Here is a 23,968-nt window from a genome sequence, read left to right on the forward strand (position 1 = left end):
AGGATGGTAAACAGCCATGAACGATATTGCCCGCCGCATTCAAACCCTAACGGAACAGCTCAACCGTTATGCCTACGAATACTATACGCTGGATGCTCCCAGCGTGCCTGATGCGGAATACGACAAATTGTTTCGCGAATTGGAAGCGCTGGAAATCGCGCATCCCGATTTGCGGTTGCCCGAAAGCCCGACCCAGCGCGTTGGCGGCGAGCCGCTGGCGGGGTTTGAGAGCGTGCGCCATGAAGTGCCGATGCTGTCGCTTTCCAATGCGTTTTCGCCGCAAGACGAAACGGGCGCCTACGACCATACCGAGATGCTGGCGTTTGATGAGCGTGTGCGCGGCGGTTTGGGCGGAGTGCGCCCCGCTTATGTTATCGAGCCAAAATTCGACGGTTTGGCGGTCAGCTTGCTTTATCAAAACGGCGTATTGATACGCGGGGCAACGCGGGGCGATGGAGAAACCGGTGAAAACATCACTCAAAACGTGAAAACCGTCAACAACATTCCGTTGCGCCTGCATGGCGAGAAAATACCGGAGCGGATTGAAGTGCGCGGCGAAGTGTTGATGCTGAAAGCCGATTTTGAAGCATTGAACCGGCGGCAGGCGGAAAACGGCCAGAAAACGTTTGCCAACCCGCGTAATGCGGCGGCCGGCAGCTTGCGGCAATTGGATTCACGCATCACCGCCCAACGAAAACTGCATTTTTTTGCTTACGGTATTGCGCAGCAAGTAGGCGGAGCGCAAGCTGAAACGCATATGCAGGAGCTGGCTTATCTCGGCAACCTTGGTTTCAGCCTGCCCGAAGGCCATTTCGGGTGTTTCGGCAGCATCGGCGAGATTCTGGCTTTTTATGAGGCGATGCGGCAGAAGCGCCCCGAATTGCCGTATGAAATCGACGGCATGGTGGTGAAAGTAGACAGCTTGGCGCAGCAGCGCGAATTGGGTTTTATTTCCCGCGCGCCGCGTTGGGCGATTGCGCATAAATTCCCCGCCGAAGAGGCGTTGACCGTAGTGGAGGCGATAGACGTGCAAATCGGCCGTACCGGCGCGGTAACGCCCGTTGCGCGATTGCAGCCGGTGTTTGTCGGCGGCGTAACCGTAACCAACGCCACTTTGCACAATCAAGACGAAGTGAGCCGTAAAGACGTTAGGGTGGGTGATACTGTGGTAGTGCGGCGCGCGGGCGACGTGATTCCCGAAGTGGTGCGGGTGATATTCGAGCGGCGCCCGATGCGTGCGGTTTCAGATAGGCATTCCAACATTGAGGCACAGGCGGATTTGTTTGCCGCAGCCAAAGCCGATACGGTAATGCAGCCCGAGCATCCGTCATATCGCCTGCCGGCGCATTGCCCGATTTGCGGCAGTGCCATTGAGCGGGAAGCAGATGAAGCGGTGGCGCGTTGCAGCGGCGGCATGCTTTGCCGTGCGCAGCGTGCGCAAGGGCTGATTCATTTTGCATCACGCAAGGCGATGGACATCGACGGCTTGGGTCAAAAGCAGATTGAGGCATTGGTGGCTCAAGATTGGGTGCGTCATTTCGCCGATTTATATCGTTTAGACATTGCCACGTTGCAGAAAATGAAGGAAAACGCGGCGGAAGATGTGGTTGACGAAGGCAAAAACAAAAAACAGTCGCCCACCAAATGGGCGGAGAATATTTTGGCGGGTATTGCAGCCAGTAAAACGCCCGAGCTGCCCCGTTTTCTGTTTGCACTCGGCATCCGCCACGTCGGCGAACGTACGGCTAAGATTCTGGCACAGGCTTTCGGCTCGCTGGAAAACGTGCGCCGAGCACCCGAGCCGGTATTGGCCTGCTTGCCGGACATCGGCGCGGTCGTGGCGCATTCGGTGGCGCATTTCTTTGCCCAAGAAGCGCAAAGAGCGATGGTAGATGAATTGCTGGCCGCCGGCGTGATGCCGAAAACGCAGCCGGTCAGCCTGCCGCCGGCCGGCTATGCGCAACCGCAAAAATGGCTTGCCCGCTTACCCGGTTTTAAAATCAGCGAAACCAAAGCGGCGGCGTTGTGGGATTTGGCGGGCAAAAGCATAGACGGTTTGCTGGAAGATACGGCACTGAGCGCCGAGTGGCAGCAATGGCGCAGTCAAAGTGCCAATCGGGCTTTGTTGGCGCAAATGCAAGATTTTTTCAATCGTCTGACTTTTGTGGGAGAGGTTGCAAAACTGCATAAAGCTAATGGATTAAGGAAGGATAAGCTTTATAAAAATAAACAAAAGAGTAACCGATCATTTATGAGAACTAGTAGGGGAAATAATACAACTGGCAAGTTAAATAGTAAAGCAAGTAATATTAATTTAAATAAATATCGAATTGTTAAGTCACTTGTTCGCTATGCAATATTTGAAAGTAGACATAACGATATTAAGAATAGAAGTATCTGTAAACGAGAAGTTGCTAAATTATCTCGTGTAGAGATTCAAGGTATTATTAAGTTGTTTAATTTATTAAATAGTAGAATAAAATTTCTTGCATATGATTTTAATTGTCTGCCTGTGGCCGAAGTTCCGTTGGGTGAAGCCGGCAATCAGGCGGTTGCCGGCAAAACGTTTGTGTTGACCGGCACGCTGCCCTCGCTCAAACGCGACGAGGCGCAGGCCATGATTGAAGCGGCGGGCGGTAAGGTATCCGGCAGCGTGTCGAAAAAAACCGATTATGTGGTGGCGGGCGAAGCGGCCGGCAGCAAATTGGATAAGGCCAACGCATTGGGCGTGGCGGTGCTGGACGAAGCGGCGCTGCTGGCCTTGCTTTCGCCTGCGAAACCGTAATGCCTGTTTGAAAACAGAGGTTTTGCCTTTGCAGATAAGCATGTGTGATAAATCCTAAACTAAGGAAAGAAAATGAGCGTTGCCAAACCGATTAGAAAAGCCGTGTTTCCGGTAGCCGGAATGGGTACGCGGTTTTTACCCGCCACCAAAGCCAGCCCGAAAGAGATGTTGCCGATTGTGGATAAACCGCTGATTCAGTATGCGGTGGAAGAAGCGGTGGCGGCAGGCTGCACCGAAATCATTTTTGTTACCGGCCGCAATAAGCGCAGCATCGAAGACCACTTCGATAAAGCCTACGAGCTCGAATCGGAGCTGGCGTTGCGCAATAAAGACAGCCTGCTGGCGCATTTGCAAGACATCGTGCCGAAAAACGTGAGCTTTCTGTATACTCGCCAGCCCGAGGCGCTCGGCTTGGGGCATGCTGTTTTGTGCGCCCGCCCCGCGGTAGAGCAGGAGCCGTTTGCCGTATTGCTGGCCGACGATTTAATCGACGCTCCGCAGGGAGCGCTCAGCCAGATGGTGGCGGTCTACAATGAAACCGGCAACAGCGTGCTGGGCGTGGAAACCGTAGACCCTTCACAAACCGGCGCCTACGGTATCGTGGAAATCGAGCCGCATCAAAACCGCAGCCGTGTTAAAAGCATTGTGGAGAAGCCCAAGCCACAGGAGGCGCCGTCCAATCTGGCAGTGGTTGGCCGCTATATTTTAACGCCGCGCATTTTCGATTTGCTGGTCAACCTGCCGCGCGGCGCGGGCAACGAAATTCAGCTTACAGATGCCATTGCCCAGCTGCTGAAGCAGGAAACCGTATTGGCATATGCCTTCGAAGGTACCCGTTACGATTGCGGCAGCAAGCTAGGCTATCTGGAAGCCACGCTCGCTTATGGTCTGAAACATGCTGAAACCGGCACCGCATTTGCCGAATTGCTGCGGCGCTATGCACAGCAGCTTTAAATGAACACGGCTGCTTCCATGATTAACGCATAATCGGCAATAATTGCCCCAAAGCCTGTCTGAAACGGTTTTCAGACAGGCTTTTTATATGACGAAGCCGATTTCGATTTGCCGCCGCATCGTTCCCTTCCTATAATTCCGCCATCTTTCATTTATTTTTCAGACAGGCATTGTTATGTCCCCAACCCTTCTTCTCGTCGACGGCTCCTCTTATCTCTACCGCGCCTATCACGCCATGGCACCGCTTACCGCGCCCGACGGCACGCCCACCGGCGCGATGTACGGCGTGCTGAACATGCTGCGCCGCCTGCGTGCCGATTATGTGCACGACTATTGCGCCGTCATCTTCGATGCCAAAGGCAAAAATTTCCGCCACCATCTGTTCCCCGACTATAAAGCCACCCGCCCGCCGATGCCCGACGATTTGCGCCCGCAGGCGGAAATGCTGCCCGACTTGGTGCGGCTGATGGGCTGGCCGGTGCTGGTGGTGCCGGATGTGGAAGCCGACGACGTCATCGGCACGCTGGCGCGGCAAGGCGAGAGCGAGGGTTGGCAGGTGGTGATTTCCACCGGCGATAAAGATATGGCGCAACTGGTCAACGAGCATGTTTCGCTGGTCAACACCATGAGCGGCGAAACGCTGGATATCGAAGGCGTACAAACCAAATTCGGCGTGCGGCCGAACCAAATCCGCGATTATCTCGCGCTGATGGGTGACAAAGTCGACAACGTGCCCGGCGTGGAAAAATGCGGCCCCAAAACAGCGGTTAAATGGCTGGATCAATACGGCAGCCTGCAAAACGTGATGGCGCACGCCGCCGAAATCAAAGGCAAAGTGGGCGAGCATCTGCAAGCCGCGCTGCCTAAACTGCCGCTGTCTTACGAATTGGTTACGATTAAAACCGATGTCGATTTGCACGCCGATTTAGCCGAAGGCATCAACAGCTTGCGTCGTCGCTCGCCGCAATGGGCGCAGCTGGCAGTAGAATTCAAACGCCTCAATTTCCGCACTTGGCTCAAAGAAGCAGAAACGCGGATGCACGAAGAAGCGGGCGATTTATTCAGCGCGGCCGACATCGGCGAACAAGCCGCGCTGGCTGCGGAAAGGCCGTCTGAAAACCTGCCCAAGCTGCCTGAAAAAGCCCCCGCACCGGCCGCGTTGAATTACCAAGCCATCACTACCGAAGCGCAGCTCGCCACCTTGCTCGATAAACTCAAACAAGCCGACACCATCGCCATCGACACCGAAACCACCAGCCTCAACGCCTTGGAAGCGCAGTTGGTCGGTATCAGCATTGCCTTTCAGGCCGGCGAAGCCGTTTATATTCCGCTCGGCCACACGCCCACCGCCGCGCCGCAGCAACTTGATTTATCGGCTACGCTTAAACAATTACAACCGTATTTGGAAAATGCCTGTCTGAAAAAAATCGGCCAGAATCTGAAATACGACCAACATATCTTCGCCAACTACGGCATCGCCTTAAACGGCATTGCCGGCGATGCCATGCTGGCTTCATACATTATCGAAAGCCATCTGGGGCACGGCTTGGACGAGCTGGCCGAACGCTGGCTCGGCTTGCCCACCATTACCTACGAATCGCTGTGCGGTAAAGGCGCCAAGCAGATTTCCTTTGCCGATGTTGCGCTTGAACAAGCCACCGAATATGCCGCCCAAGACGCCGATTTCGCCCTGCGCATCGAAAGCCATCTGAAAGCGCAGATGGATGCCAAACAGCTTGAAATGTACGAGCAAATGGAATTGCCCGTTGCCCAAGTATTGTTTGAAATGGAGCGAAACGGCGTGCAGATTGATAAAAACGAGCTGGCCGCGCAAAGCCACGAACTCGGCAGCCGCCTGCTCGAATTAGAGCAACAGGCCTATGCCGTTGCCGGCCAGCCGTTCAACCTCAATTCGCCCAAGCAGCTGCAAGAAATCCTGTTCGATAAAATGGGCATACCCGTCAAAGGTCTGAAAAAAACCGCATCCGGCGGCATTTCCACCAACGAAGCCGTGCTTGAACAGCTTGCTGCCGACTATCCGCTGCCCAAAATCATTTTGCAAAACCGCAGTTTGGCCAAACTTAAATCCACCTATACCGACAAACTGCCCGAAATGATTTCGCCGCAAGACGGCCGCGTTCACACCACCTACGCCCAAGCCGTTGCCATTACCGGCCGCCTCGCCAGCAACAACCCCAATCTGCAAAACATCCCCATCCGCACCGAAGAAGGCCGTAAAGTGCGCCGCGCCTTTACCGCCCCGGCAGGCAGCAGCATCGTTTCCGCCGACTATTCCCAAATCGAATTGCGCATCATGGCGCACCTTTCCGGCGACAAAACCCTGCTGGAAGCCTTCAAGCACGGCGAAGACGTACACCGCCGAACCGCCGCTGAAGTGTTCGGCATCGCCCCCGAAAGCGTTAGCCCCGAGCAGCGCCGCTATGCCAAAACCATCAACTTCGGCCTGATTTACGGCATGGGCCAATACGGCCTCGCCAAATCGCTCGGCATCGACAACCTTTCCGCCAAAAACTTTATCGACCGCTATTTCGCCCGCTATCCCGGCGTGGCCGACTACATGCAGCGCACTAAAGAGCAGGCCGCTCAGCAAGGCTATGTCGAAACCCTGTTTGGTCGCCGCCTTTATTTGCCCGACATCCACAGCAAAAACGGCAACGCCCGCGCCGGCGCAGAGCGCGCCGCCATCAACGCCCCCATGCAAGGCACCGCATCCGACCTGATCAAACGCGCCATGATAGCCGTTTCCAACTGGCTCGCCGCAGACGGCCTCAACAGCCGCCTGATTATGCAGGTGCACGACGAATTGGTTTTGGAAGTGCCCGATGCCGAGCTGGATTTAGTGCGGCAAAAACTGCCCGAAATTATGGCTCAAGTCGGCAATGGCTTGTTAAACGTGCCGCTGCTGGCCGAAATCGGTGCAGGCAGTAATTGGGATGATGCGCATTGAGTTGGATAAGTGTGTTTGTAACGATATAAAAAAGGAAGGGAAAATGGATTTACTCGAACAGTTTAATAAATTGATAGATGAAGGCATAGAGCTCAACAATGATGAACAGTTTCCAGCAGCTATAGCGAAATTTCAAGCTGCTTTATACGTTGTGAAACATCTGGAACATGACCAGCAACGTACTAGAGAACTTTATAATGGAGAACATTGGCTGGGAAGATGTTATTTAGAACGGGCGAAGCGGATATCGGACGAAGAAGATGCACAGGAGAGTTTTAGACGGGCTCGCAAGCATTTTGAAGAGTCTTTGCTGTGGGCAGAGCAGCGGCAAGAAAAACAGCAGCGTATTTTGCTACTCTATAATGCTGAACATTGGTTGGGGCGCTGTTATTTGGAACAGGGAGAGCGGATATGGGATGAAGAAAATGCACGGGAAAGCCTTAAGCATGCTCGTGAGCATTTTGAGAAATCGTTGTTATGGGCAGAGCAGCGGCAAGGAGAACAGCAGCGTATTAGAGCACTTCATAATGCCGAACATTGGTTGGGGCGCTGTTATTTGGAACTGGGGAAGCGGATATCGAATGATCAAGTTGCGCGGAGAAGGTTGAAACAGGCTCGCAAGCATTTTAAGGAATCTTTGCTGTGGGCAGAGCAGCGGCAAGAAGAACAGCAGCGTACTAGAGCTCTTCATAATGCTAAACATTGGTTGGGGCGCTGTTATTTGGAACTGGGGAAGCGGATATCGAATGATCAAGTTGCACAGGGAAGGTTGAAACAGGTTGCACAGGGAAGGTTGAAACAGGCTCGCAAGCATTTTGAGGAGTCTTTGCTGTGGGCAAATCGGCAGCAAGAAGAACAGCAGCGTATTCAAATGTTGAGTAATGCTAGGTATTGGTTGGGCTCTTGTTACTTTGAAATGTTGAGATTAGAAAAATTAGAAAACAACAGAAAGTTATACCTTCAGTATTTTAGAATGAAAAGACGTGAGATTTTTTTTCAGTTGCCTAGTTGGAATTGCCACCTGAGACATTCTATTGCCACGATTCTAGCTGTGCTAAAAATTTCACCTGTTGAATTTGGTAAAACCCCTCTTGCGCATTACACTTCGCCTTCCGTATGCGAGCTATTACTAGGCTTAGGGAAACAAAATGCTTTTCAAGAGGATAAAGAGCCTTCTCAAAATAAAACACCCAGTAAGATGCGGCTTAACAGCTCTACTTATATGAACGATCCGCTTGAAGGAGGAATCTTGGCTGATTATCTCGGACAACAAGCATTATCCTTGGATAATAAAATCGAGCTGGCATCCCACAGCGCTTTTTTCACTTGCTTTTCCGCCCGAGTGAATGATTTGAATCAGTTTCGGCTATATGGAAAAGTTAATGGTGTGGAAGCATCAGGTTGTTGTCTGGTCGTTAATAGCAAGCAGTCTTGGATAAGAGAGGCTGATATTATCAATACTTATCAACATAATATAGATGACGGTGATAAGATGGCTTTGGAAACACTATCGTCTACTACAAAGAATCAAACAAAGCGATCTCTGCCGCTGTATCAAGTTGCTTATCTTTTTTATCGTGATGATTATCTGAAAATGGATGATTACGATATTTTTCAGGCTGATTTTAAAGAAAATCCAGCTAATTGCCCATTTGGCATCCGTTTAAAACCGATTAGCCAAGATATGACTTGGCATCAGTTTAGAACAGAGCAGTTAAAAACCGCGTTGGAAAAACTGAAAGAAGACATGCAAGAAATAGAAGAAGTGCAGATCAAAGAAGCTTTGGAATATATCCGCTTCTTGTTTAAGGATTATGCCTTTAGAGATGAAGAAGAGTTTCGAGTGATGAAAATCATGAACATTGATGATGAAGAGGTTCAGTATTGCAGTAAAACCAATACGCTTTATGTGGAATATGGCGAAATCGGCAATTTTTTGGATGAAGTGATTTTAGGCACCAATTATGAAAAAACCGATGATAAATACAAGATTGAAGTTTTCCGCCATTTGGCTAAGAAAAAATGGCCGAAATTGAAAGTCAGCCATTCTACCTTGCCGATTCGATAAATATTATTAAGTTTGGCTGGGCTTGCATATAGATAAAGCATAACGAAATTGATGGGTAACCATTTTCGTTATGCTTAAAAAATGAAATTTCATTTTCGCTTTGAGAAAAGCTTAATTCAATATGGATTTTGAATTTAACTTAGCATCTTCCCGCTGCTTTTAATAAGGCATTGCATTGTGCTGAATTGCCAGATTTAAGTTGGCTGCCGTCGGTTGTATTACATATTGCATCAGACGACATAGCGCCCATCAATGTTGTGATGTAACACTGATATCTCTTGCCTTTGAAAGTGGCATCGAATTTAATGGCATCAGCTTCGGATGGTCTTCGGTTGGAAATCTCAACGTTTTCTGCTGTAGTGCCAATGGCAAAAGCAGCTTTTTCTTTTAATGTGTTATCAGAAATAACTTTGTTGCCGATGACAGAACAGCCGGAAAGGATAAAGCCTAGCAATGCTACTGAGAAGATGGTTTTTTTCATTGATGATCCTTAATTTGGTAAATAAAAAAGGTAAGGTTGTAAAAACTGTGAATCTTAAAAAATCTACGTTATGAAATCTTAGAATTGTGCATCGCTTAAATTAATTCAGGCTGCCTTTAAGCACAACGCGGCTGTTCCATGTGCCGATATGGCATTCGTATTCGCTGCCGCCTTTGGTTTGTTTGTCGAAATAGCTAACCATGCGAACGGATCTGGCTTTTTTCTTAGCTGCGGTGCCTTGGAAGCGTTTTACTGCGCTTAGGAAGGCGCGCTGACAGGTTTCGTCGGGCGTTTTGTGAACGGCATTGGCGATTTGGCGGGACACTAAGGTTTGCGAGCCTACGCTGCCGTAGCTGACTTTAATGGAAGGATCCAAAACTTCTTTTGCTTCGGCTGAATTCAAAGCGGCGGCGGCGGAGCACATAAAGCCGTCGTTTTGGCCTTTGTTATTAAATTTGCGGCCTTCGCCGATGCTGCGGCATGCGGTGCCGCTGGCTTGTTTCGTGTGTTCGGTTTGTTTTTGCGCGTGTGCTGCCGGTGCTGCTTCGGTTTCGGCGGTTTCGGGTTGCTTTTTGGCAGCGCATGCCGAAAGAGAAAGAGCAATGGCGATGGTTAATAATGAGGCGGCAGAAGGTTTCATATAAGCTCCTTTGTAAGATTCAAACGGGGATTGCAGAGAAACGTATATTTTCATTCTAATGTATTTTACTAAAGTTTACAAATAAAAATGCCTGTCTGAAAAAGCCAAGGCAAGGAAGGGCAGGCGGTTGAAACTTGCCAAACAATCAAATAATCTTTAACATCGGCTGCCACACACTGTTTAACTTTACTGAGGAGCAAAACCTATGGCTTATACATTGCCCGAACTCGGCTATGCCTATGATGCGCTGGAGCCGCATTTCGATGAAATGACCATGAATATCCACCACACCAAACACCATCAGGCTTATGTTAATAATGCCAATGCTGCGCTGGAATCCTTGCCTGAATTTGCGAAATTGCCGGCTGAAGAACTGATTGCGCGTCTGGCCGAGCTGCCTGCCGATAAGCAAACCGTATTGCGCAATAATGCGGGCGGCCATGCCAACCATTCGTTTTTCTGGAAAAGCCTGAAGCAGGGCACGGAATTAAAAGGTGCGTTGAAAGCGGCGATTGAGCGTGATTTCGGCTCGGTTGATGAGTTCAAAGCAGAATTTGAAAAAGCGGCCGCCAGCCGTTTCGGCTCCGGTTGGGCATGGCTGGTGTTGGATGGCGGGCGTTTGAAAGTTGTTTCCACTGCCAACCAAGACAGCCCGCTGATGGGTGAAGCCGTAGCCGGTTGCAAAGGTTATCCTGTTATCGGTTTGGATGTTTGGGAACATGCTTATTATCTGAAATTCCAAAACCGTCGCCCCGATTATATTAAAACCTATTGGAATGTTGTGAATTGGGATGAGGCGGCTCGCCGTTTTGAATCTCAAGCGTAAAGCTTTTAGGTTTTAAGGTACAATGCCTGTCTGAAAAAATGTTCAGACAGGCATTGTTATTTTCTGATTTTTCGGCTGAATTTATGGCCGAGCATCTGCAATGGCGGCACCATAAAATAAGCCGATTCAACTCTGAATTAATTTGAATAAATTTAAGCGCATTCATATACGACACGAAATAACTCAACATCATTATGAAAAAAATACCTTCCGTTCTTCTTTCTCGCTCGAAGCGCATGTTTTCTTTGCTGCTGATGCTGGCCGTTTCGCAAACTGCCTGTTTTTCCCAGGCTTCATCGAATCCGGAGCAGATTCTTGAGAATGCCGCAGGCAAAACGGCAGCCCCAAAAGAAGGCGGCCTGATGCTGGATACGGCCCGCCATTTTTATCCTGTTCCCGTTATCAAAGATTTTATTGATACATTGTCTCACTCAGGAGGCAGTTTTCTGCATTTGCATTTTTCCGATAATGAAAACTACGCGTTGGAAAGCCGTATTCTTAATCAACGTGCGGAAGATGCCCGCGTGAATGAAGAAGGTCTTTATGTTAACCCCGTAACTGACAAGCCGTTTTTAAGTTTTGCCCAGCTTGACGAAATTAAGGCTTATGCCAAAGCCAGAAATATTGAATTGATTCCCGAGCTGGATAGCCCCAGCCATATGGATGCTATTTTTGCGCTGTTGGCGAATGCCCGCGGAAAAAGTTATGTTAATTCATTGAAATCAAAAGGTTCTGATGATGAAATTAACGTTAACAAACCGGAAAGCATTGCGTTTGTTAAGTCTTTAATCGGGGAAGTAGCCGATGCGTTTGGCGACGGCAGCCGCCATTTTCATATCGGCGGAGACGAATTCGGCTATGATGTTGAAAGCAATCATGAATTTATCCGTTATGCCAATTCGTTGGCCGGTTTTCTGAAGGCAAGGAAGTTAACCCCGCGCATGTGGAACGACGGCGTAATCAAAGCGACGGTCGATAAACTGGATCATGATATACAGATTACATACTGGAGCTATGATGGCGATACGGAGAATAAACAGGACGCCAAAACACGCAGAAATATCCGTGCCAGCTTGCCTGATTTGTTGGCAAAAGGTTTCGGCGTATTGAATTACAATTCCTATTACCTTTACATCACGCCGCAACAAAACTGGCGCACGTCGCATGACAGCGATTTTGCCATGCGCGACGTTGAAAACCGTTGGAACCTTGGCGTATGGGACGGCGAAAACAAGGCAAACGCGGTTAAAGACCCGAGTAAGATTCTAGGCGCGGCCTTGTCTATTTGGGGCGAGAATGCGGGTTCAATGAGCAGTCAAACAATTCAAAAATATACCAGCGGTCTGCTTGAATCGGTAATTAAAAAAACCCATGCGCAGACTGATAAAAAATAATGCACCGATAGATGAGAGATGCCTGTCTGAAAACATTTTTATTATTGATGATATGGGTTTCAGAAAGAAGCCGATAAAGGCAGATTTGAATCTTCGGTAAAGATAAAGCAGCGTATTTGATTTCTTTTGAGTTGCATTAAAAAAATTCATACGGCTATGCAAATTAATCGTTTGCAACCTTTAAGAAAACCGTTCATCATGCAACCATCGCAAACAAGCATCCGCAATGAATTCCCAAGGAGTTTTTATTATGAACACTTTTCATCTTTCAGGTTATCCGCGCATCGGCGCGAAGCGCGAACTGAAATTTGCCGTCGAAGCTTTCTGGAAAGGCGCCAAAAGCGAAACCGAATTACAAGCAACTGCCGCTGAAATCCGCCGTTTGAACTGGGCAGCGCAAAAAGCCGCCGGAGCCGATCTGCTGCCGGTAGGCGATTTTTCTTTTTACGACCATGTATTGGATACGCTTTGCACACTGGGTGCGATTCCGAAACGCTTCGGTTTTAATCCGGCCAGCCTGACGCTGCCCGAATACTTCCAATTGGCGCGCGGCAATGCAACTCAGTTTGCCATGGAAATGACCAAATGGTTCGATACCAACTATCACTATATCGTTCCTGAATGGCATGCAGATACTGAATTTTCCGTTAACGCTAAAAACCTGATTGCTCAAATTAAGGAAGCCAAAGCGCAAGGCTACGACATCAAGCCGACTTTGGTTGGCCCGATTACGCTGTTATGGCTAGGTAAATCTAAAGACGAAGGTTTCAAACGTTTGAGCCTGTTGCCGAAATTAGTGCCGGTTTATGCTCAGTTATTGCGTGAATTAGCCGCCGAAGGCGTGGATTGGATTCAGATTGACGAACCGATTCTGGCGGTGGATGTGGATCAAAACTGGCTCAATGCGTTTGCTGATACCTACAAAGAATTGGCCAATACAGGCGTACGCATCATCATCGGCACTTACTTTGCCTCTGTTGCCGAACATCTGAATCTGTTGAAAAACCTGCCGGTTAATGGCTTGCATATCGACGCCGTGCGTGCGCCCGAGCAGCTGGCGGTGTTCGCGGATGCTTGGCCGGAAAGCAAAGTTTTATCCGTTGGTTTGATTGACGGCCGCAACGTATGGCGCGCCAATCTGAGTAAAGTCATCGATACTTTGAAACCCGTTCAGGAAAAACGAGGCAACAATTTATGGATTGCACCTTCTTGCTCTTTGTTGCACAGCCCGCAGGATTTGGCTGTTGAAGAAAAACTGGATGGCGAGATTAAATCTTGGATGGCATTTGCTGCACAGAAACTGATTGAACTGGGCACCATCAAACAAGCGCTGGCTCATGGAAAAGACAGCGTGAAAGAGGCCATTGCCGCTTCCGATGCCGCTGCTGCCGACCGTGCTACCAATAAAAAAATCCATAACGAAGCTGTGCAAAAACGTGTGGCCGACCTGCCGAAAGGTGCCGATCAGCGCAAATCGCCATTTGCCGAACGCATTAAAGCCCAACAGGCATGGATGAATTTGCCGATATTGCCGACCACAACCATCGGTTCATTCCCTCAAACAACCGAAATCCGCCAAGCTCGCGCCGCCTTCAAGAAAGGCGAGTTGAGCGAGGCTGATTATGATGCGGCGATGAAAAAAGAAATCGCTTATTGCGTTGAAGTGCAAGAAAAATTGGAATTGGACGTGCCGGTACACGGTGAAGCCGAGCGTAACGACATGGTGGAATATTTCGGCGAACAACTGGCCGGATATTGCTTCAGCCAGTTTGGCTGGGTGCAGAGCTATGGCAGCCGCTGCGTAAAACCGCCGATTATTTTCGGTGACGTATCCCGTCCTGAACCGATGACGGTTTATTGGTCTACTTATGCCCAAAGCCTAACCAAACGCCCGATGAAGGGTATGTTGACCGGCCCGGTAACTATGTTTAAATGGTCGTTTGTGCGCGATGATATTCCGTTGAGCCAAGTGAGCAAGCAGATTGCATTGGCTTTGAACGACGAAGTGCTGGATTTGGAAAAAGCCGGCATCAAAGTGATTCAAATCGACGAACCTGCTATCCGCGAAGCAATGCCGCTGAAAAAATCACAATGGGATGAGTTCCTTGCTTGGGCATGCGAATCTTTCCGTTTGAGCAGCACCGGAGCAGAAGACAGCACTCAGATTCATACTCATATGTGTTATTCTGAGTTTAATGATATTTTGCCCGCCATCGCTTCAATGGATGCGGATGTGATTACCATTGAAACTTCACGTTCAGACATGGAATTGTTAAACGCATTCGGTGATTTCAAATACCCGAATGATATCGGACCGGGTGTGTATGACATCCACAGCCCGCGCGTGCCGACTGCTGCCGAGGTGGAAAAACTGTTGCGCAAAGCCATGGAAGTGGTGCCGGTTGAGCGCTTGTGGGTTAACCCTGATTGCGGTTTGAAAACTCGCGGCTGGAAAGAAACGATTGAGCAGCTTGAAGTGATGATGGAAGTAACCAAAAAGCTGCGTGCCGAGCTGGCGAAGTAATGCCTGTGAGAGCATAAACTAAAAAGCCTGTCTGAATATTTTCAGACAGGCTTTTTATCATCCTGAATATTTCAACTTAATAGCAGTGAATCATCGCTAACCTTTTCACCACGTGTTTTTTCAAACATATCCAGTAAATCGCGTACGGTCATGCCTTGGCGTTCGCTACCCGATACATCCAAAACCACTTTGCCCTGATGCAGCATTACCGTACGCTGGCCGTGATCAAGCGCTTGCTGCATGGAGTGCGTTACCATCATGGCGGTTAGTTTGTTTTCACGGATAATCTGATCGGTTAATTCCAAGACGAAGGCGGCGGTTTTAGGATCAAGTGCAGCCGTGTGTTCGTCGAGCAGTAGAATTTTAGAGGGTTGCAGGCTAGCCATTAACAAGCTGACGGCTTGCCGTTGACCGCCGGATAGCAAACCCATGCGGTCGGTTAACCGGTTTTCCAATCCTAGTTTCAATACGGCCAGTTTTTCGCGGAATAATTCTCGGTTTGCCTTGTTTAAAGCAGATTTGAGGCCGCGCCCTGAGCCGCGTTTGTAGGCTAGCGCCATGTTTTCTTCGATGCTCAGTTTCTCGCAAGTACCGGCCATAGGGTCTTGAAATACTCGGGCAACTAGGTTGGCACGTTTGTGAGCGGGCAGGCGGGTAACGTCGGAGCCGTCGATATGAATGCTACCGGAATCAATGCGTATATCACCGCTGATGGCGTTGAGAAACGTGGATTTTCCCGCACCGTTGCTGCCGATAACGGTAACAAACTCACCGTCTTGAATGTGCAGGCTCATCCCGCGCAAAGCTGGATTTTCAATCGGAGTGCCGGGGTTGAAAGTCAGTCGGAGGTCTTGTGCGCGCATCATAACGATTGTTTCCTTTGCTTCTGGAATTTGGCTTTGATTTTCGGCAGCATCAATACCACCACCACCAATATCGAAGTAACAAGATTGAGGTCTTGCGTTTGCAAGCCTAAGCCGGAGAGGATTTCGCTGCCCATCGCCACCATGATGAACAAACGGTAAATCACTGAGCCGAGCAATACGGAAAAGGTAATCAACCACATGTTTTTACTTGGTAAAAGCGCTTCGCCGAGAATAACTGCCGCCAAGCCGAAAACGATGGTACCCAAGCCAGCGCTGATATCGGCGCTGCCGGCCAGTTGAGCAAACAGGGCGCCTGCCATTGCGATCAAACCATTGGAGAGAGCCATGCCGAGCAATACCATGTTGCCGGTCGCAATACCTTGGGCCCGCGCCATGCGCGGGTTTGCGCCGGTTGCACGCATGGATAATCCCATTTCGGTTGAGAAAAACCAATCGAGCGCAAATTTAACTATTAAGGCAAACGCCAGTAAAATAGCTGAGTTTTGCCAGATACCGCGGCCAATCAGGGGGGCGAATAAGTCAAATACGGTATCGGTGCCCAGAAGCGGGATATTGGGCGCACCGCCTACGCGCAGGTTGATTGAATAAAGCGCGGTCATCACGATAATACCGGCCAAAAGCTGTAAGATGCCCAACCGTACATGCAGCCATGCAGTCATCAAACCGGCTGCTGCGCCGGAGAGAAAACCGATGCCTATGGCCGCTATGGGATTGAGGCCTGCCACCATGCATACGGCGCAAGTAAATGCACCCAAAGGGAAACTGCCGTCTGCTGTTAAATCGGGGAAATCAAGGATGCGGAAAGAAAGGAGCACGCCGAGTGCCACCAGCGCATAAACGAGGCCGGTTTCGAATGTGCCGAATAAAGCGAGTAGAGTCATGAAATTCCTTTAGCTAAAAAGTTTTCAGACAGGCATTCCGAAAACCCAAAACCGATGCCGCCATATTGGCCGCATCGGTATATATATTATATAACATCATTACCCTAACAATAGGGCTTATTCAATAATCTTGGCCGCCTGAGCTTTTAAGCTATTCGGTAAATCGATACCTTGGCTGGCAGCGTGTTTCGGGCTTAAATACAAATCGAATTTTTCAATGCGTTGTGAAGGGATGTCGCCCGGTTTTTCCCCTTTTAAAATGCGCGCTACGATTTTGCCGGTTTCTTTGCCCAAATCGGCATAACTGATGCCAAGCGCAGCTACTGCGCCTCGTTCTACGGATTCGGTGTTGGAAGCGACAAGCGGCACTTTGATTTCATTGGCCGCTTTATACATGGACTCATAAGACGAAACCACATTGTTATCAAGAGAAGTGTAAATAAGCTGCGCTTTGCCGTTTAAGCTGCGCGCGGCGGTAAGCACCTCGCTGGAGCGTTGCGCCGATGCGGCAGACAGGTTAATGCCTTGTTTTCCCAAATCGGCTTTGAGCTCATTCATTACGATGGTAGAGTTTACTTCGCCGGGGCTGTATACATAGCCGACACTTTTCAGATTGGGAACCAGTTTTTTCATCAAGTCGATTTGCGGGCCCAAAGGAATGCCGTCGGATGCGCCTGTAACATTAGTGCCGCTGGGTTTCCAGTTGGAAACCAATTTGGCTGAAATCGGGTCGGTAACGGCGGAATAGACGATTGGTATTTCCTTCGTAGCCGATACCATAGCTTGTGCGCTGGGCGTTGAAATAGCCACCACAACATCGGGTTTGTCTCCGGCGAATTTTTTAGCAATCTGGGCTGCCGTTGCCGGGTTGCCTTGCGCACTTTGGAAATCTACGGTTAGGTTTTTTCCTTCTTCAAATCCTTCCGTTTTCAGTTGCTCTAACATGCCTTTGCGTACGGAGTCTAGCGAGGGATGTTCCAGAATGGCGGTAACAGCCAGATGCTTGGTGTTGGAGGATGAGGTTGTATCGTTTGGCGCTGATGAAGTGGGCGCCGCATCTTGTTTGGCAGGCGAACAGGCAGCCAGTAAAGCAGCTGCCAATATGCCCATAGAAAGAATAGGGGCTTTGGCTGAAAGAGACATAATTCTGCTCCGGATAGCGGATAAAACAAATATCATAGCGGAAAGCTGTTTGCTTTGCTTAAATGGATTTAACAGAGTTCTGATATTTATTTGAGTTTTGCGATTGAATAGTGTTTTTATATGCTTATATCTTACGAGATATAGAAACTTTATTTTAAAAAGAAAATTTTTATCAGAATAAAAAAGCAATTTAAAGCATTGGATTTAATATATATGCCACTGCGATAAATTGCTTTTTTTAGATACTGTTAGTCCAATATTTTATCAGCCCGTTTTTTCAAGCTTTCTGGAAGCGTAACGCCTTGTGCAGAAGCGTGTTTTGGGTTGATATACAATTCAAATTTTTTCGGTCTGGTTGATGCGATGGCCCCTGGTTTTTCGCCGCGAAGAATCCGGGCAACCATTTCGCCGGTATCTTTGCCCAAGCTGTAATCGTCTTCACTTATGGCAGCAACCGCACCGCGCTGCACAGAATCGGCATCAACGGCAACCAAGGGGATTTTCATTTCAGTTGCCGCCTTGTACATGGAAGGGTAAGCGGATACAACATTATTGTCATGCCCTGTATAAATCAATTGTACTTTGCCTTTCAAGCTGCGTGCTGCAGCCAACACGTCGGCAGTCGTTTGAGCGGGCACATCAATAACTTTAATGCCATGCTTTTCGGTTTCTTCGCGTAACTGCTTTAAGATGGCGATGGAATTGATTTCTCCAGGGCTGTATACGTAGCCTATGGTTTTCAATTTAGGTACGATTTCTTGCATCAAAGCAACTCCGGGAGCCATTGGATACTGGCTCGACGTGCCGGTAACGTTGGTGCCGGAAGGCGCCCAGCTAGTAACAAGTTTGGCGCCGATCGGATCAGTTACTCCAGAATAAACCACAGGGATTGTTTGTGTTGCTGCGACAACAGCTTGCGCACTCGGTGTGGTAATCGGCACGATGACGTCGGGATTGTCTCCGGCAAATTTTTTAGCAATCTGTATTGCAGTGGAAGTGTTTCCATGAGCACTTTGGAAATCGATTTTTAGATTTTTCCATTCCTCGAACCCCTCGGATTGAAGTTGGTCAATAATGCCTTTGCGTATGGCATCCAACGAAGGGTGCTCTGTAATGGCTGTAATGGCAACGTAGCGTTTTTGTGTTGCAGAGTTTATACCGGATGATGAGATCGATTGTTGCGTCTCTGGTGAGCAAGCGCTGAGACAAGCGGCAATAATGCCGGCAGACAATAAGCGGATATTCATGGTGAGGGATTCCTTGGGATGAATCGTGAAAAAAGCGTCATAGGAGAGCTTTAATATAAATTTTTGGTACACATTTTTTTAATTATAGCGTAACGACACGGTTTAATTTTTAATTTCTATTGTTAATTGTACGCAATGGCAGATAACTTGATTTGGCGTTGTTATTTTTAAGGATAATTAAAGAATTAAAGACAGCCTGTCTGAAAACGTTTTCAGACAGGCTGTCTTTAGGATCCTTCTTTGTTATACACAGCTTTGTCAGTATTTATTTAAAGAAGGATGTTAAATGTAACCAATGCTCGGTGTTTGAAATTTGGGAAATATAGCTTTGAAAACAAAGTTTTTCTTGAAAGGTGCCTTGAGATGCGGTATAGTGCGCTGCTTGGTATTCCGCCAAGTATATTTTTGTAAATAACGGCTGATCAATCGTAATCAGCCCATTTGTTTAAAAAAAGGAAAATAATCATGACGTTAGGTCTGGTTGGACGCAAAGTCGGCATGACCCGCGTGTTTACCGAGCAGGGTGCTGCTATTCCGGTAACCGTGTTGGATATGTCTGCTAATCGTGTCACTCAAGTAAAATCCGAAGATGTTGATGGCTATACGGCTGTTCAAGTTACCTTCGGTCAGAAAAAAGCAAATCGAATTAATAAAGCTGAAGCCGGTCATTTTGCGAAAGCAGGAGTAGAGGCTGGTCGTGGTTTAGTTGAGTTTGCTTTGTCTGCAGAAAAATTAGGCGAGTTAAAATCTGGCGACGAAATTACTGTCACTATGTTTGAAGTTGGTCAGTTGGTTGACGTAACTGGAACTTCAAAAGGTAAAGGTTTTTCCGGTACGATTAAACGCCATAATTTCGGTGCGCAGCGTACTTCTCATGGTAACTCGCGTTCTCACCGTGTGCCTGGTTCTATCGGTATGGCTCAAGATCCGGGTCGTGTATTTCCTGGTAAGCGAATGGCTGGACAGTACGGTAACACCAAATCAACTACTCAAAATCTGGAAGTAGTGCGTGTAGACGCTGAACGCCAGTTGTTGTTGGTTAAAGGTGCTGTTCCTGGTGCTGTAAACAGCGATGTTGTGGTACGTCCGAGCGTGAAAGTAGGTGCGTAATGGAATTGAAAGTAATTGATGCTAAAGGGCAGGTGTCGGGTAGTTTGGCTGTTTCTGATGCTTTGTTTGCTCGCGAATATAATGAAGCATTGGTTCATCAGTTGGTTACTGCTTTCTTGGCAAATGCCCGTTTGGGTAACCGAGCTCAGAAAACCCGTGCTGAAGTAAATCATTCGACTAAAAAACCGTGGCGCCAAAAAGGTACTGGCCGCGCTCGTTCTGGTATGACCTCTTCTCCTTTATGGCGTAAAGGCGGTCGCTCATTCCCGAATAAACCGGATGAAAACTTTAGCCAAAAAGTAAACCGTAAAATGTATCGTGCCGGTATGGCGACCATTTTGTCGCAATTGGTGCGTGATGAACGTTTGTTTGTAATTGATGCATTGTCTGCTGATACACCCAAAACTAAAGTATTTGCCGAGCAAGTGAAAGATTTGGGTATGGAGCAAGTTTTATTTGTGACTAAGCAGTTGGATGAAAATGTTTATCTGGCCTCGCGTAACTTGCCAAATGTATTGGTATTGGAAGCCCAGCAAATCGATCCGTATAGTCTGCTGCGCTATAAAAAAGTGGTTGTAACTAAAGATGCAGTTGCACAGTTAGAGGAGCAGTGGGTATGAATCAGCAACGTTTGACACAAGTACTTCTGGCTCCTGTTGTTTCTGAAAAAAGCAACCTGTTGGCCGAGAAACGTAACCAAATGACCTTTAAAGTGTTGTCAAATGCAACCAAGCAAGAAATCAAAGCTGCTGTTGAGTTGTTGTTTGAGGTGAAAGTTGCTTCTGTGACGACAACTACTACCAAAGGTAAGACCAAACGTTTTGGTCGTACTATTGGTCGCCGTAGTGATGTTAAAAAGGCTTATGTGAGCTTGGCAGCTGGTCAAGAGTTGGATTTAGAAGCTGCAGCTGCAGCTGCTGATAAGGAATAAACATGGCTATTATCAAGATGAAACCTACTTCTGCGGGTCGTCGCGGCATGGTTCGCGTAACCACAGAAGGTCTGTATAAAGGTGCTCCGTTTTCTGCTTTAGTAGAGAAAAAAAATACTACTGCGGGTCGTAATAATAATGGTCATATTACTACTCGCCATAAAGGTGGCGGGCATAAACACCATTATCGCGTAGTGGATTTTAAACGTAATAAAGACGGTATATCCGCTAAAGTTGAACGTATTGAATATGATCCAAACCGTACAGCGCATATTGCCTTGCTATGCTATGTAGATGGAGAACGTCGTTACATTATCGCTCCTCGTGGTATCAAAGTTGGTGCTGTAGTGGTTTCTGGTGCTGAATCTGCTATTAAGGCGGGTAATGCTTTGCCTATCCGTAATATTCCTGTGGGTACGACAATTCATTGCATCGAAATGAAGCCTGGTAAGGGTGCTCAGATTGCGCGTTCAGCTGGTGCTTCAGCCGTATTGTTGGCTAAAGAGGGTGTTTATGCTCAAGTACGCTTAAGATCTGGTGAGGTGCGTAAAATCCATGTTGATTGCCGAGCAACTATCGGTGAAGTTGGCAATGAAGAGCAAAGCTTGAAGAAAATCGGTAAGGCCGGTGCAAATCGTTGGCGTGGTATTCGTCCGACAGTGCGTGGTGTGGTGATGAACCCTGTGGATCACCCGCATGGTGGTGGTGAAGGCCGTACAGGCGAAGCGCGTGAGCCAGTTAGTCCGTGGGGCACTCCTGCTAAAGGTTACCGTACTCGTAATAATAAACGTACGGACAATATGATTGTTCGTAGACGTTACTCAAATAAAGGTTAATTGATATGGCTCGTTCATTGAAAAAAGGACCGTATGTAGACCTGCATTTACTGAAAAAAGTAGATGCGGCTCGTGCAAATAACGACAAACGCCCTATTAAAACGTGGTCACGTCGTTCTACCATTTTGCCTGATTTTATTGGCTTGACTATTGCCGTGCATAATGGTCGTACCCATGTTCCTGTATTTATTAGTGATAATATGGTAGGTCACAAGCTGGGTGAGTTCTCATTGACACGTACTTTTAAAGGTCACTTGGCCGATAAAAAAGCTAAAAAGAAATAAGGTGAATTATGAGAGTATCTGCACAACATAAAAATGCACGAATTTCTGCTCAAAAAGCTCGTTTGGTGGCAGACATGATTCGTGGTAAAGATATTGCCCTTGCCCTGAATATTTTGACGTTTAGTCCTAAAAAAGGTGCTGAGTTAATTAAAAAAGTACTGGAATCTGCGATTGCTAATGCGGAGCATAATGAAGGTGCTGATATAGATGAATTAAAAGTCGTTACTATCTATGTTGACAAGGCTTCATCGCTAAAACGTTTTCAGGCCCGAGCAAAAGGTCGTGGTAACCGAATTGAAAAACAAACCTGTCATATTAATGTGACAGTGGGTAACTAAGGATAAAGCTATGGGACAAAAAATTCATCCAACTGGCTTTCGTCTTGCAGTCAATAAAGATTGGTCATCTAAATGGTTTGCTAAAAGTAATGAATTTGCAACCATCTTAAAACAAGACATTGATGTTCGAGAATATTTGCGTAAACGTTTAGCAGGTGCTTCGGTTGGTCGAGTTGTTATTGAACGACCTGCAAAATCTGCTCGTATTACTATTTATTCGGCTCGTCCGGGTGTGGTAATTGGTAAAAAAGGCGAAGATATCGAAATTCTGAAACATGATTTGCAAAATCTTTTGGGAGTGCCTGTTCATGTTAATATTGAAGAAATTCGTAAGCCTGAATTAGATGCGCAAATTATTGCGGATGGTATTGCGCAGCAATTGGAAAAACGTGTCCAGTTTCGCCGAGCCATGAAAAGAGCGATGCAAAATGCTATGCGAGTAGGCGCTAAAGGCATCAAAATCATGACTTCTGGTCGTTTGAATGGTGCGGATATTGCGCGTAGCGAGTGGTACCGCGAAGGGCGTGTACCATTGCATACATTGAGAGCTAATGTTGATTATGCTACTAGCGAGGCTCATACCACTTATGGGGTGATTGGCCTGAAAGTATGGGTATATACTGGTGAAGGCAAGCAAGAGGTTCAAGCTAAGCCGGGACAGGATAATAAACGCAGAAAGGTAGGTCGAAATGCTGCAGCCAACTAGACTGAAGTATCGTAAACAACACAAAGGGCGTAATACAGGTATTGCTACGCGTGGTAATGCTGTAAGTTTTGGTGATTTTGGGTTGAAGGCTATTGGTCGTGGTCGATTGACTGCCCGTCAGATTGAAGCTGCGCGTAGAGCGATGACTCGTCATATTAAACGTGGTGGTCGTATTTGGATTAGAGTGTTTCCAGATAAGCCAATTACAGAAAAGCCAATTCAAGTTCGTATGGGAGGCGGCAAAGGTTCGGTAGAGTACTATGTGGCTGAAATTAAGCCGGGCAAAGTATTATACGAAATGGATGGTGTGGTTGAGTCGTTAGCTCGTGAAGCTTTTGCTTTGGCTTCAGCTAAATTACCGATTCCGACTGTATTTGTAGTGAGACAGGTGGGTAAATAATGAAAGCCAATGAATTAAAAGATAAATCTGTCGAGCAGCTAGATTCTGTTTTGATTGATTTGCTGAAAAAACAATTTGGTTTACGTATGCAACATGCTACTGGCCAATTAAGTAAAACTAGTGAGTTAAAAGAAGTTCGTCGTTCTATTGCTCGTATAAAAACAATTTTAACTGAAAAAGGTGTTAAGTAATGAGTGAGGTTAAAAATGTTCGTTCCTTGCTAGGCAAGGTAGTTAGCGATAAAATGGATAAAACAGTAACCGTGCTTGTTGAGCGAAAAGTGAAACATCCTTTGTATGGTAAAGTTATCCGCCGTTCTTCAAAAATACATGCTCATGATGAACAGAATCAGTATAGCGTTGGAGATATTGTTTTGATTGAAGAGGCCCGTCCTTTATCTAAAACTAAATCTTGGGTTGTTACGCAACTGGTAGAAAAAGCCAGATCTGTTTAACCTTTTACAAATTTTCTATTTCTAAGCTAAAAAACGAAGCTTGCGATAAATGGTTTATTCCTGTAAACTTCGTTTTTTAGGCTTTCAATTTCTTTTGAGAGTTTCTCCCTT

At 47.5% G+C, this 23,968-nt stretch carries 23 protein-coding genes; 17 read left to right on the forward strand and 6 right to left on the reverse strand.

Annotated elements, in window-relative coordinates:
• Positions 1-16: 16 nt before the first annotated feature.
• The 4 genes from ligA to Q4A84_RS01230 all read left to right on the forward strand — a co-directional run bounded on the left by ligA (position 17) and on the right by Q4A84_RS01230 (position 8,775).
• Positions 17-2,785, forward strand: coding sequence for an NAD-dependent DNA ligase LigA (ligA, locus tag Q4A84_RS01215; protein WP_303087105.1), 2,769 nt, complete (start codon positions 17-19; stop codon positions 2,783-2,785).
• A 72-nt stretch (positions 2,786-2,857) separates the two neighbouring features.
• Positions 2,858-3,739 carry a UTP--glucose-1-phosphate uridylyltransferase GalU gene (gene galU / locus Q4A84_RS01220; protein ID WP_303087106.1) on the forward strand — a complete coding sequence of 294 codons (882 nt, stop codon included), beginning with the start codon at positions 2,858-2,860 and terminating at the stop codon, positions 3,737-3,739.
• A gap of 175 nt (positions 3,740-3,914) precedes the next feature.
• On the forward strand, positions 3,915-6,707 hold the full coding sequence (polA, locus tag Q4A84_RS01225) for a DNA polymerase I (protein WP_303087107.1): 2,793 nt from the start codon (positions 3,915-3,917) through the stop codon (positions 6,705-6,707).
• A gap of 43 nt (positions 6,708-6,750) precedes the next feature.
• Positions 6,751-8,775: a tetratricopeptide repeat protein gene (locus tag Q4A84_RS01230; RefSeq protein ID WP_303087108.1), complete on the forward strand. Its 2,025-nt coding sequence runs from the start codon at positions 6,751-6,753 to the stop codon at positions 8,773-8,775.
• Between the two features lie 139 nt (positions 8,776-8,914).
• Here Q4A84_RS01230 and Q4A84_RS01235 read toward each other — a convergent pair whose 3' ends face one another.
• Positions 8,915-9,256, reverse strand: a complete 342-nt coding sequence (locus Q4A84_RS01235) for a hypothetical protein (RefSeq protein WP_303087109.1) — start codon at positions 9,254-9,256, stop codon at positions 8,915-8,917.
• A 100-nt stretch (positions 9,257-9,356) separates the two neighbouring features.
• Entirely contained in the window at positions 9,357-9,896 is a 540-nt protein-coding gene (locus Q4A84_RS01240; RefSeq protein WP_303087110.1) for a hypothetical protein, read from the reverse strand.
• A 205-nt stretch (positions 9,897-10,101) separates the two neighbouring features.
• On the opposite strand from Q4A84_RS01240, the gene sodA reads away from it, so the two are divergent.
• The 3 genes from sodA to metE all read left to right on the forward strand — a co-directional run bounded on the left by sodA (position 10,102) and on the right by metE (position 14,640).
• Positions 10,102-10,722, forward strand: a complete 621-nt coding sequence (gene sodA, locus Q4A84_RS01245; RefSeq protein WP_303087111.1) for a superoxide dismutase [Mn] — start codon at positions 10,102-10,104, stop codon at positions 10,720-10,722.
• A 236-nt stretch (positions 10,723-10,958) separates the two neighbouring features.
• A complete protein-coding gene (locus tag Q4A84_RS01250) occupies positions 10,959-12,116 on the forward strand; it encodes a family 20 glycosylhydrolase (protein ID WP_303087112.1) in 1,158 nt (385 codons plus the stop codon).
• A gap of 250 nt (positions 12,117-12,366) precedes the next feature.
• Positions 12,367-14,640 carry a 5-methyltetrahydropteroyltriglutamate--homocysteine S-methyltransferase gene (metE, locus tag Q4A84_RS01255; protein WP_303087113.1) on the forward strand — a complete coding sequence of 758 codons (2,274 nt, stop codon included), beginning with the start codon at positions 12,367-12,369 and terminating at the stop codon, positions 14,638-14,640.
• 71 nt (positions 14,641-14,711) lie between these two features.
• Here the strand turns inward: metE and Q4A84_RS01260 are convergent, their stop codons facing one another.
• From Q4A84_RS01260 to Q4A84_RS01275, 4 genes are all read right to left on the reverse strand, one after another.
• Complete coding sequence (locus Q4A84_RS01260) at positions 14,712-15,506, reverse strand: ABC transporter ATP-binding protein (RefSeq protein ID WP_303087114.1); 795 nt, start codon at positions 15,504-15,506, stop codon at positions 14,712-14,714.
• Positions 15,503-16,408, reverse strand: a complete 906-nt coding sequence (locus tag Q4A84_RS01265) for an ABC transporter permease (RefSeq protein WP_303087115.1) — start codon at positions 16,406-16,408, stop codon at positions 15,503-15,505. Before Q4A84_RS01265 ends, Q4A84_RS01260 begins: the two co-directional genes overlap by 4 nt.
• Before the next feature lie 117 nt (positions 16,409-16,525).
• Complete coding sequence (locus Q4A84_RS01270) at positions 16,526-17,551, reverse strand: ABC transporter substrate-binding protein (protein ID WP_303087116.1); 1,026 nt, start codon at positions 17,549-17,551, stop codon at positions 16,526-16,528.
• 248 nt (positions 17,552-17,799) lie between these two features.
• Positions 17,800-18,798 (reverse strand): ABC transporter substrate-binding protein, encoded by a 999-nt coding sequence (locus tag Q4A84_RS01275; RefSeq protein ID WP_303087117.1) that lies wholly within the window; start codon positions 18,796-18,798, stop codon positions 17,800-17,802.
• A gap of 465 nt (positions 18,799-19,263) precedes the next feature.
• Between Q4A84_RS01275 and rplC the strand changes: the two genes are divergently transcribed.
• From rplC to rpsQ, 10 genes are read left to right on the forward strand one after another with little or no spacing between them, the layout of a single operon-like run.
• Positions 19,264-19,908 (forward strand): 50S ribosomal protein L3, encoded by a 645-nt coding sequence (gene rplC, locus Q4A84_RS01280; RefSeq protein ID WP_303087118.1) that lies wholly within the window; start codon positions 19,264-19,266, stop codon positions 19,906-19,908.
• The gene (gene rplD, locus Q4A84_RS01285) at positions 19,908-20,528 is read left to right on the forward strand and encodes a 50S ribosomal protein L4 (RefSeq protein WP_303087119.1); all 621 of its coding nucleotides are present in this window, start codon (positions 19,908-19,910) and stop codon (positions 20,526-20,528) included. The genes rplC and rplD overlap by 1 nt, the downstream gene beginning before the upstream one ends.
• Positions 20,525-20,839 (forward strand): 50S ribosomal protein L23, encoded by a 315-nt coding sequence (gene rplW / locus Q4A84_RS01290; protein WP_303087120.1) that lies wholly within the window; start codon positions 20,525-20,527, stop codon positions 20,837-20,839. The genes rplD and rplW overlap by 4 nt, the downstream gene beginning before the upstream one ends.
• A 2-nt stretch (positions 20,840-20,841) precedes the next feature.
• Positions 20,842-21,675, forward strand: a complete 834-nt coding sequence (gene rplB, locus Q4A84_RS01295; RefSeq protein ID WP_303087121.1) for a 50S ribosomal protein L2 — start codon at positions 20,842-20,844, stop codon at positions 21,673-21,675.
• Between the two features lie 5 nt (positions 21,676-21,680).
• Positions 21,681-21,959: a 30S ribosomal protein S19 gene (gene rpsS, locus Q4A84_RS01300; RefSeq protein ID WP_009119027.1), complete on the forward strand. Its 279-nt coding sequence runs from the start codon at positions 21,681-21,683 to the stop codon at positions 21,957-21,959.
• Between the two features lie 8 nt (positions 21,960-21,967).
• Positions 21,968-22,297, forward strand: coding sequence for a 50S ribosomal protein L22 (gene rplV, locus Q4A84_RS01305; RefSeq protein ID WP_303087122.1), 330 nt, complete (start codon positions 21,968-21,970; stop codon positions 22,295-22,297).
• A gap of 10 nt (positions 22,298-22,307) precedes the next feature.
• Positions 22,308-23,003 (forward strand): 30S ribosomal protein S3, encoded by a 696-nt coding sequence (gene rpsC, locus Q4A84_RS01310; RefSeq protein ID WP_303087123.1) that lies wholly within the window; start codon positions 22,308-22,310, stop codon positions 23,001-23,003.
• The gene (rplP, locus tag Q4A84_RS01315; protein WP_303087124.1) at positions 22,987-23,403 is read left to right on the forward strand and encodes a 50S ribosomal protein L16; all 417 of its coding nucleotides are present in this window, start codon (positions 22,987-22,989) and stop codon (positions 23,401-23,403) included. The genes rpsC and rplP overlap by 17 nt, the downstream gene beginning before the upstream one ends.
• Positions 23,403-23,594: a 50S ribosomal protein L29 gene (gene rpmC / locus Q4A84_RS01320; RefSeq protein ID WP_303087125.1), complete on the forward strand. Its 192-nt coding sequence runs from the start codon at positions 23,403-23,405 to the stop codon at positions 23,592-23,594. The genes rplP and rpmC overlap by 1 nt, the downstream gene beginning before the upstream one ends.
• Positions 23,594-23,857, forward strand: a complete 264-nt coding sequence (rpsQ, locus tag Q4A84_RS01325; RefSeq protein ID WP_303087126.1) for a 30S ribosomal protein S17 — start codon at positions 23,594-23,596, stop codon at positions 23,855-23,857. The genes rpmC and rpsQ overlap by 1 nt, the downstream gene beginning before the upstream one ends.
• Positions 23,858-23,968 lie beyond the last annotated feature (111 nt).

Source organism: Neisseria sp. (assembly GCF_030527965.1).
Lineage (GTDB): Bacteria > Pseudomonadota > Gammaproteobacteria > Burkholderiales > Neisseriaceae > Neisseria.

Coding starts and splice junctions, on each gene's coding strand:
- Q4A84_RS01275 (WP_303087117.1), bottom strand. CDS start 18,798: ATGAATATCCGCTTATTGTCTGCCGGCATTATTGCCGCTTGTCTCAGC.
- Q4A84_RS01260 (WP_303087114.1), bottom strand. CDS start 15,506: ATGATGCGCGCACAAGACCTCCGACTGACTTTCAACCCCGGCACTCCG.
- ligA (WP_303087105.1), top strand. CDS start 17: ATGAACGATATTGCCCGCCGCATTCAAACCCTAACGGAACAGCTCAAC.
- galU (WP_303087106.1), top strand. CDS start 2,858: ATGAGCGTTGCCAAACCGATTAGAAAAGCCGTGTTTCCGGTAGCCGGA.
- Q4A84_RS01235 (WP_303087109.1), bottom strand. CDS start 9,256: ATGAAAAAAACCATCTTCTCAGTAGCATTGCTAGGCTTTATCCTTTCC.
- Q4A84_RS01250 (WP_303087112.1), top strand. CDS start 10,959: ATGTTTTCTTTGCTGCTGATGCTGGCCGTTTCGCAAACTGCCTGTTTT.
- rpmC (WP_303087125.1), top strand. CDS start 23,403: ATGAAAGCCAATGAATTAAAAGATAAATCTGTCGAGCAGCTAGATTCT.
- rplC (WP_303087118.1), top strand. CDS start 19,264: ATGACGTTAGGTCTGGTTGGACGCAAAGTCGGCATGACCCGCGTGTTT.
- polA (WP_303087107.1), top strand. CDS start 3,915: ATGTCCCCAACCCTTCTTCTCGTCGACGGCTCCTCTTATCTCTACCGC.
- rplP (WP_303087124.1), top strand. CDS start 22,987: ATGCTGCAGCCAACTAGACTGAAGTATCGTAAACAACACAAAGGGCGT.
- metE (WP_303087113.1), top strand. CDS start 12,367: ATGAACACTTTTCATCTTTCAGGTTATCCGCGCATCGGCGCGAAGCGC.
- rplW (WP_303087120.1), top strand. CDS start 20,525: ATGAATCAGCAACGTTTGACACAAGTACTTCTGGCTCCTGTTGTTTCT.
- rplV (WP_303087122.1), top strand. CDS start 21,968: ATGAGAGTATCTGCACAACATAAAAATGCACGAATTTCTGCTCAAAAA.
- Q4A84_RS01270 (WP_303087116.1), bottom strand. CDS start 17,551: ATGTCTCTTTCAGCCAAAGCCCCTATTCTTTCTATGGGCATATTGGCA.
- rplB (WP_303087121.1), top strand. CDS start 20,842: ATGGCTATTATCAAGATGAAACCTACTTCTGCGGGTCGTCGCGGCATG.
- rpsQ (WP_303087126.1), top strand. CDS start 23,594: ATGAGTGAGGTTAAAAATGTTCGTTCCTTGCTAGGCAAGGTAGTTAGC.
- Q4A84_RS01230 (WP_303087108.1), top strand. CDS start 6,751: ATGGATTTACTCGAACAGTTTAATAAATTGATAGATGAAGGCATAGAG.
- sodA (WP_303087111.1), top strand. CDS start 10,102: ATGGCTTATACATTGCCCGAACTCGGCTATGCCTATGATGCGCTGGAG.
- rplD (WP_303087119.1), top strand. CDS start 19,908: ATGGAATTGAAAGTAATTGATGCTAAAGGGCAGGTGTCGGGTAGTTTG.
- rpsC (WP_303087123.1), top strand. CDS start 22,308: ATGGGACAAAAAATTCATCCAACTGGCTTTCGTCTTGCAGTCAATAAA.
- rpsS (WP_009119027.1), top strand. CDS start 21,681: ATGGCTCGTTCATTGAAAAAAGGACCGTATGTAGACCTGCATTTACTG.
- Q4A84_RS01265 (WP_303087115.1), bottom strand. CDS start 16,408: ATGACTCTACTCGCTTTATTCGGCACATTCGAAACCGGCCTCGTTTAT.
- Q4A84_RS01240 (WP_303087110.1), bottom strand. CDS start 9,896: ATGAAACCTTCTGCCGCCTCATTATTAACCATCGCCATTGCTCTTTCT.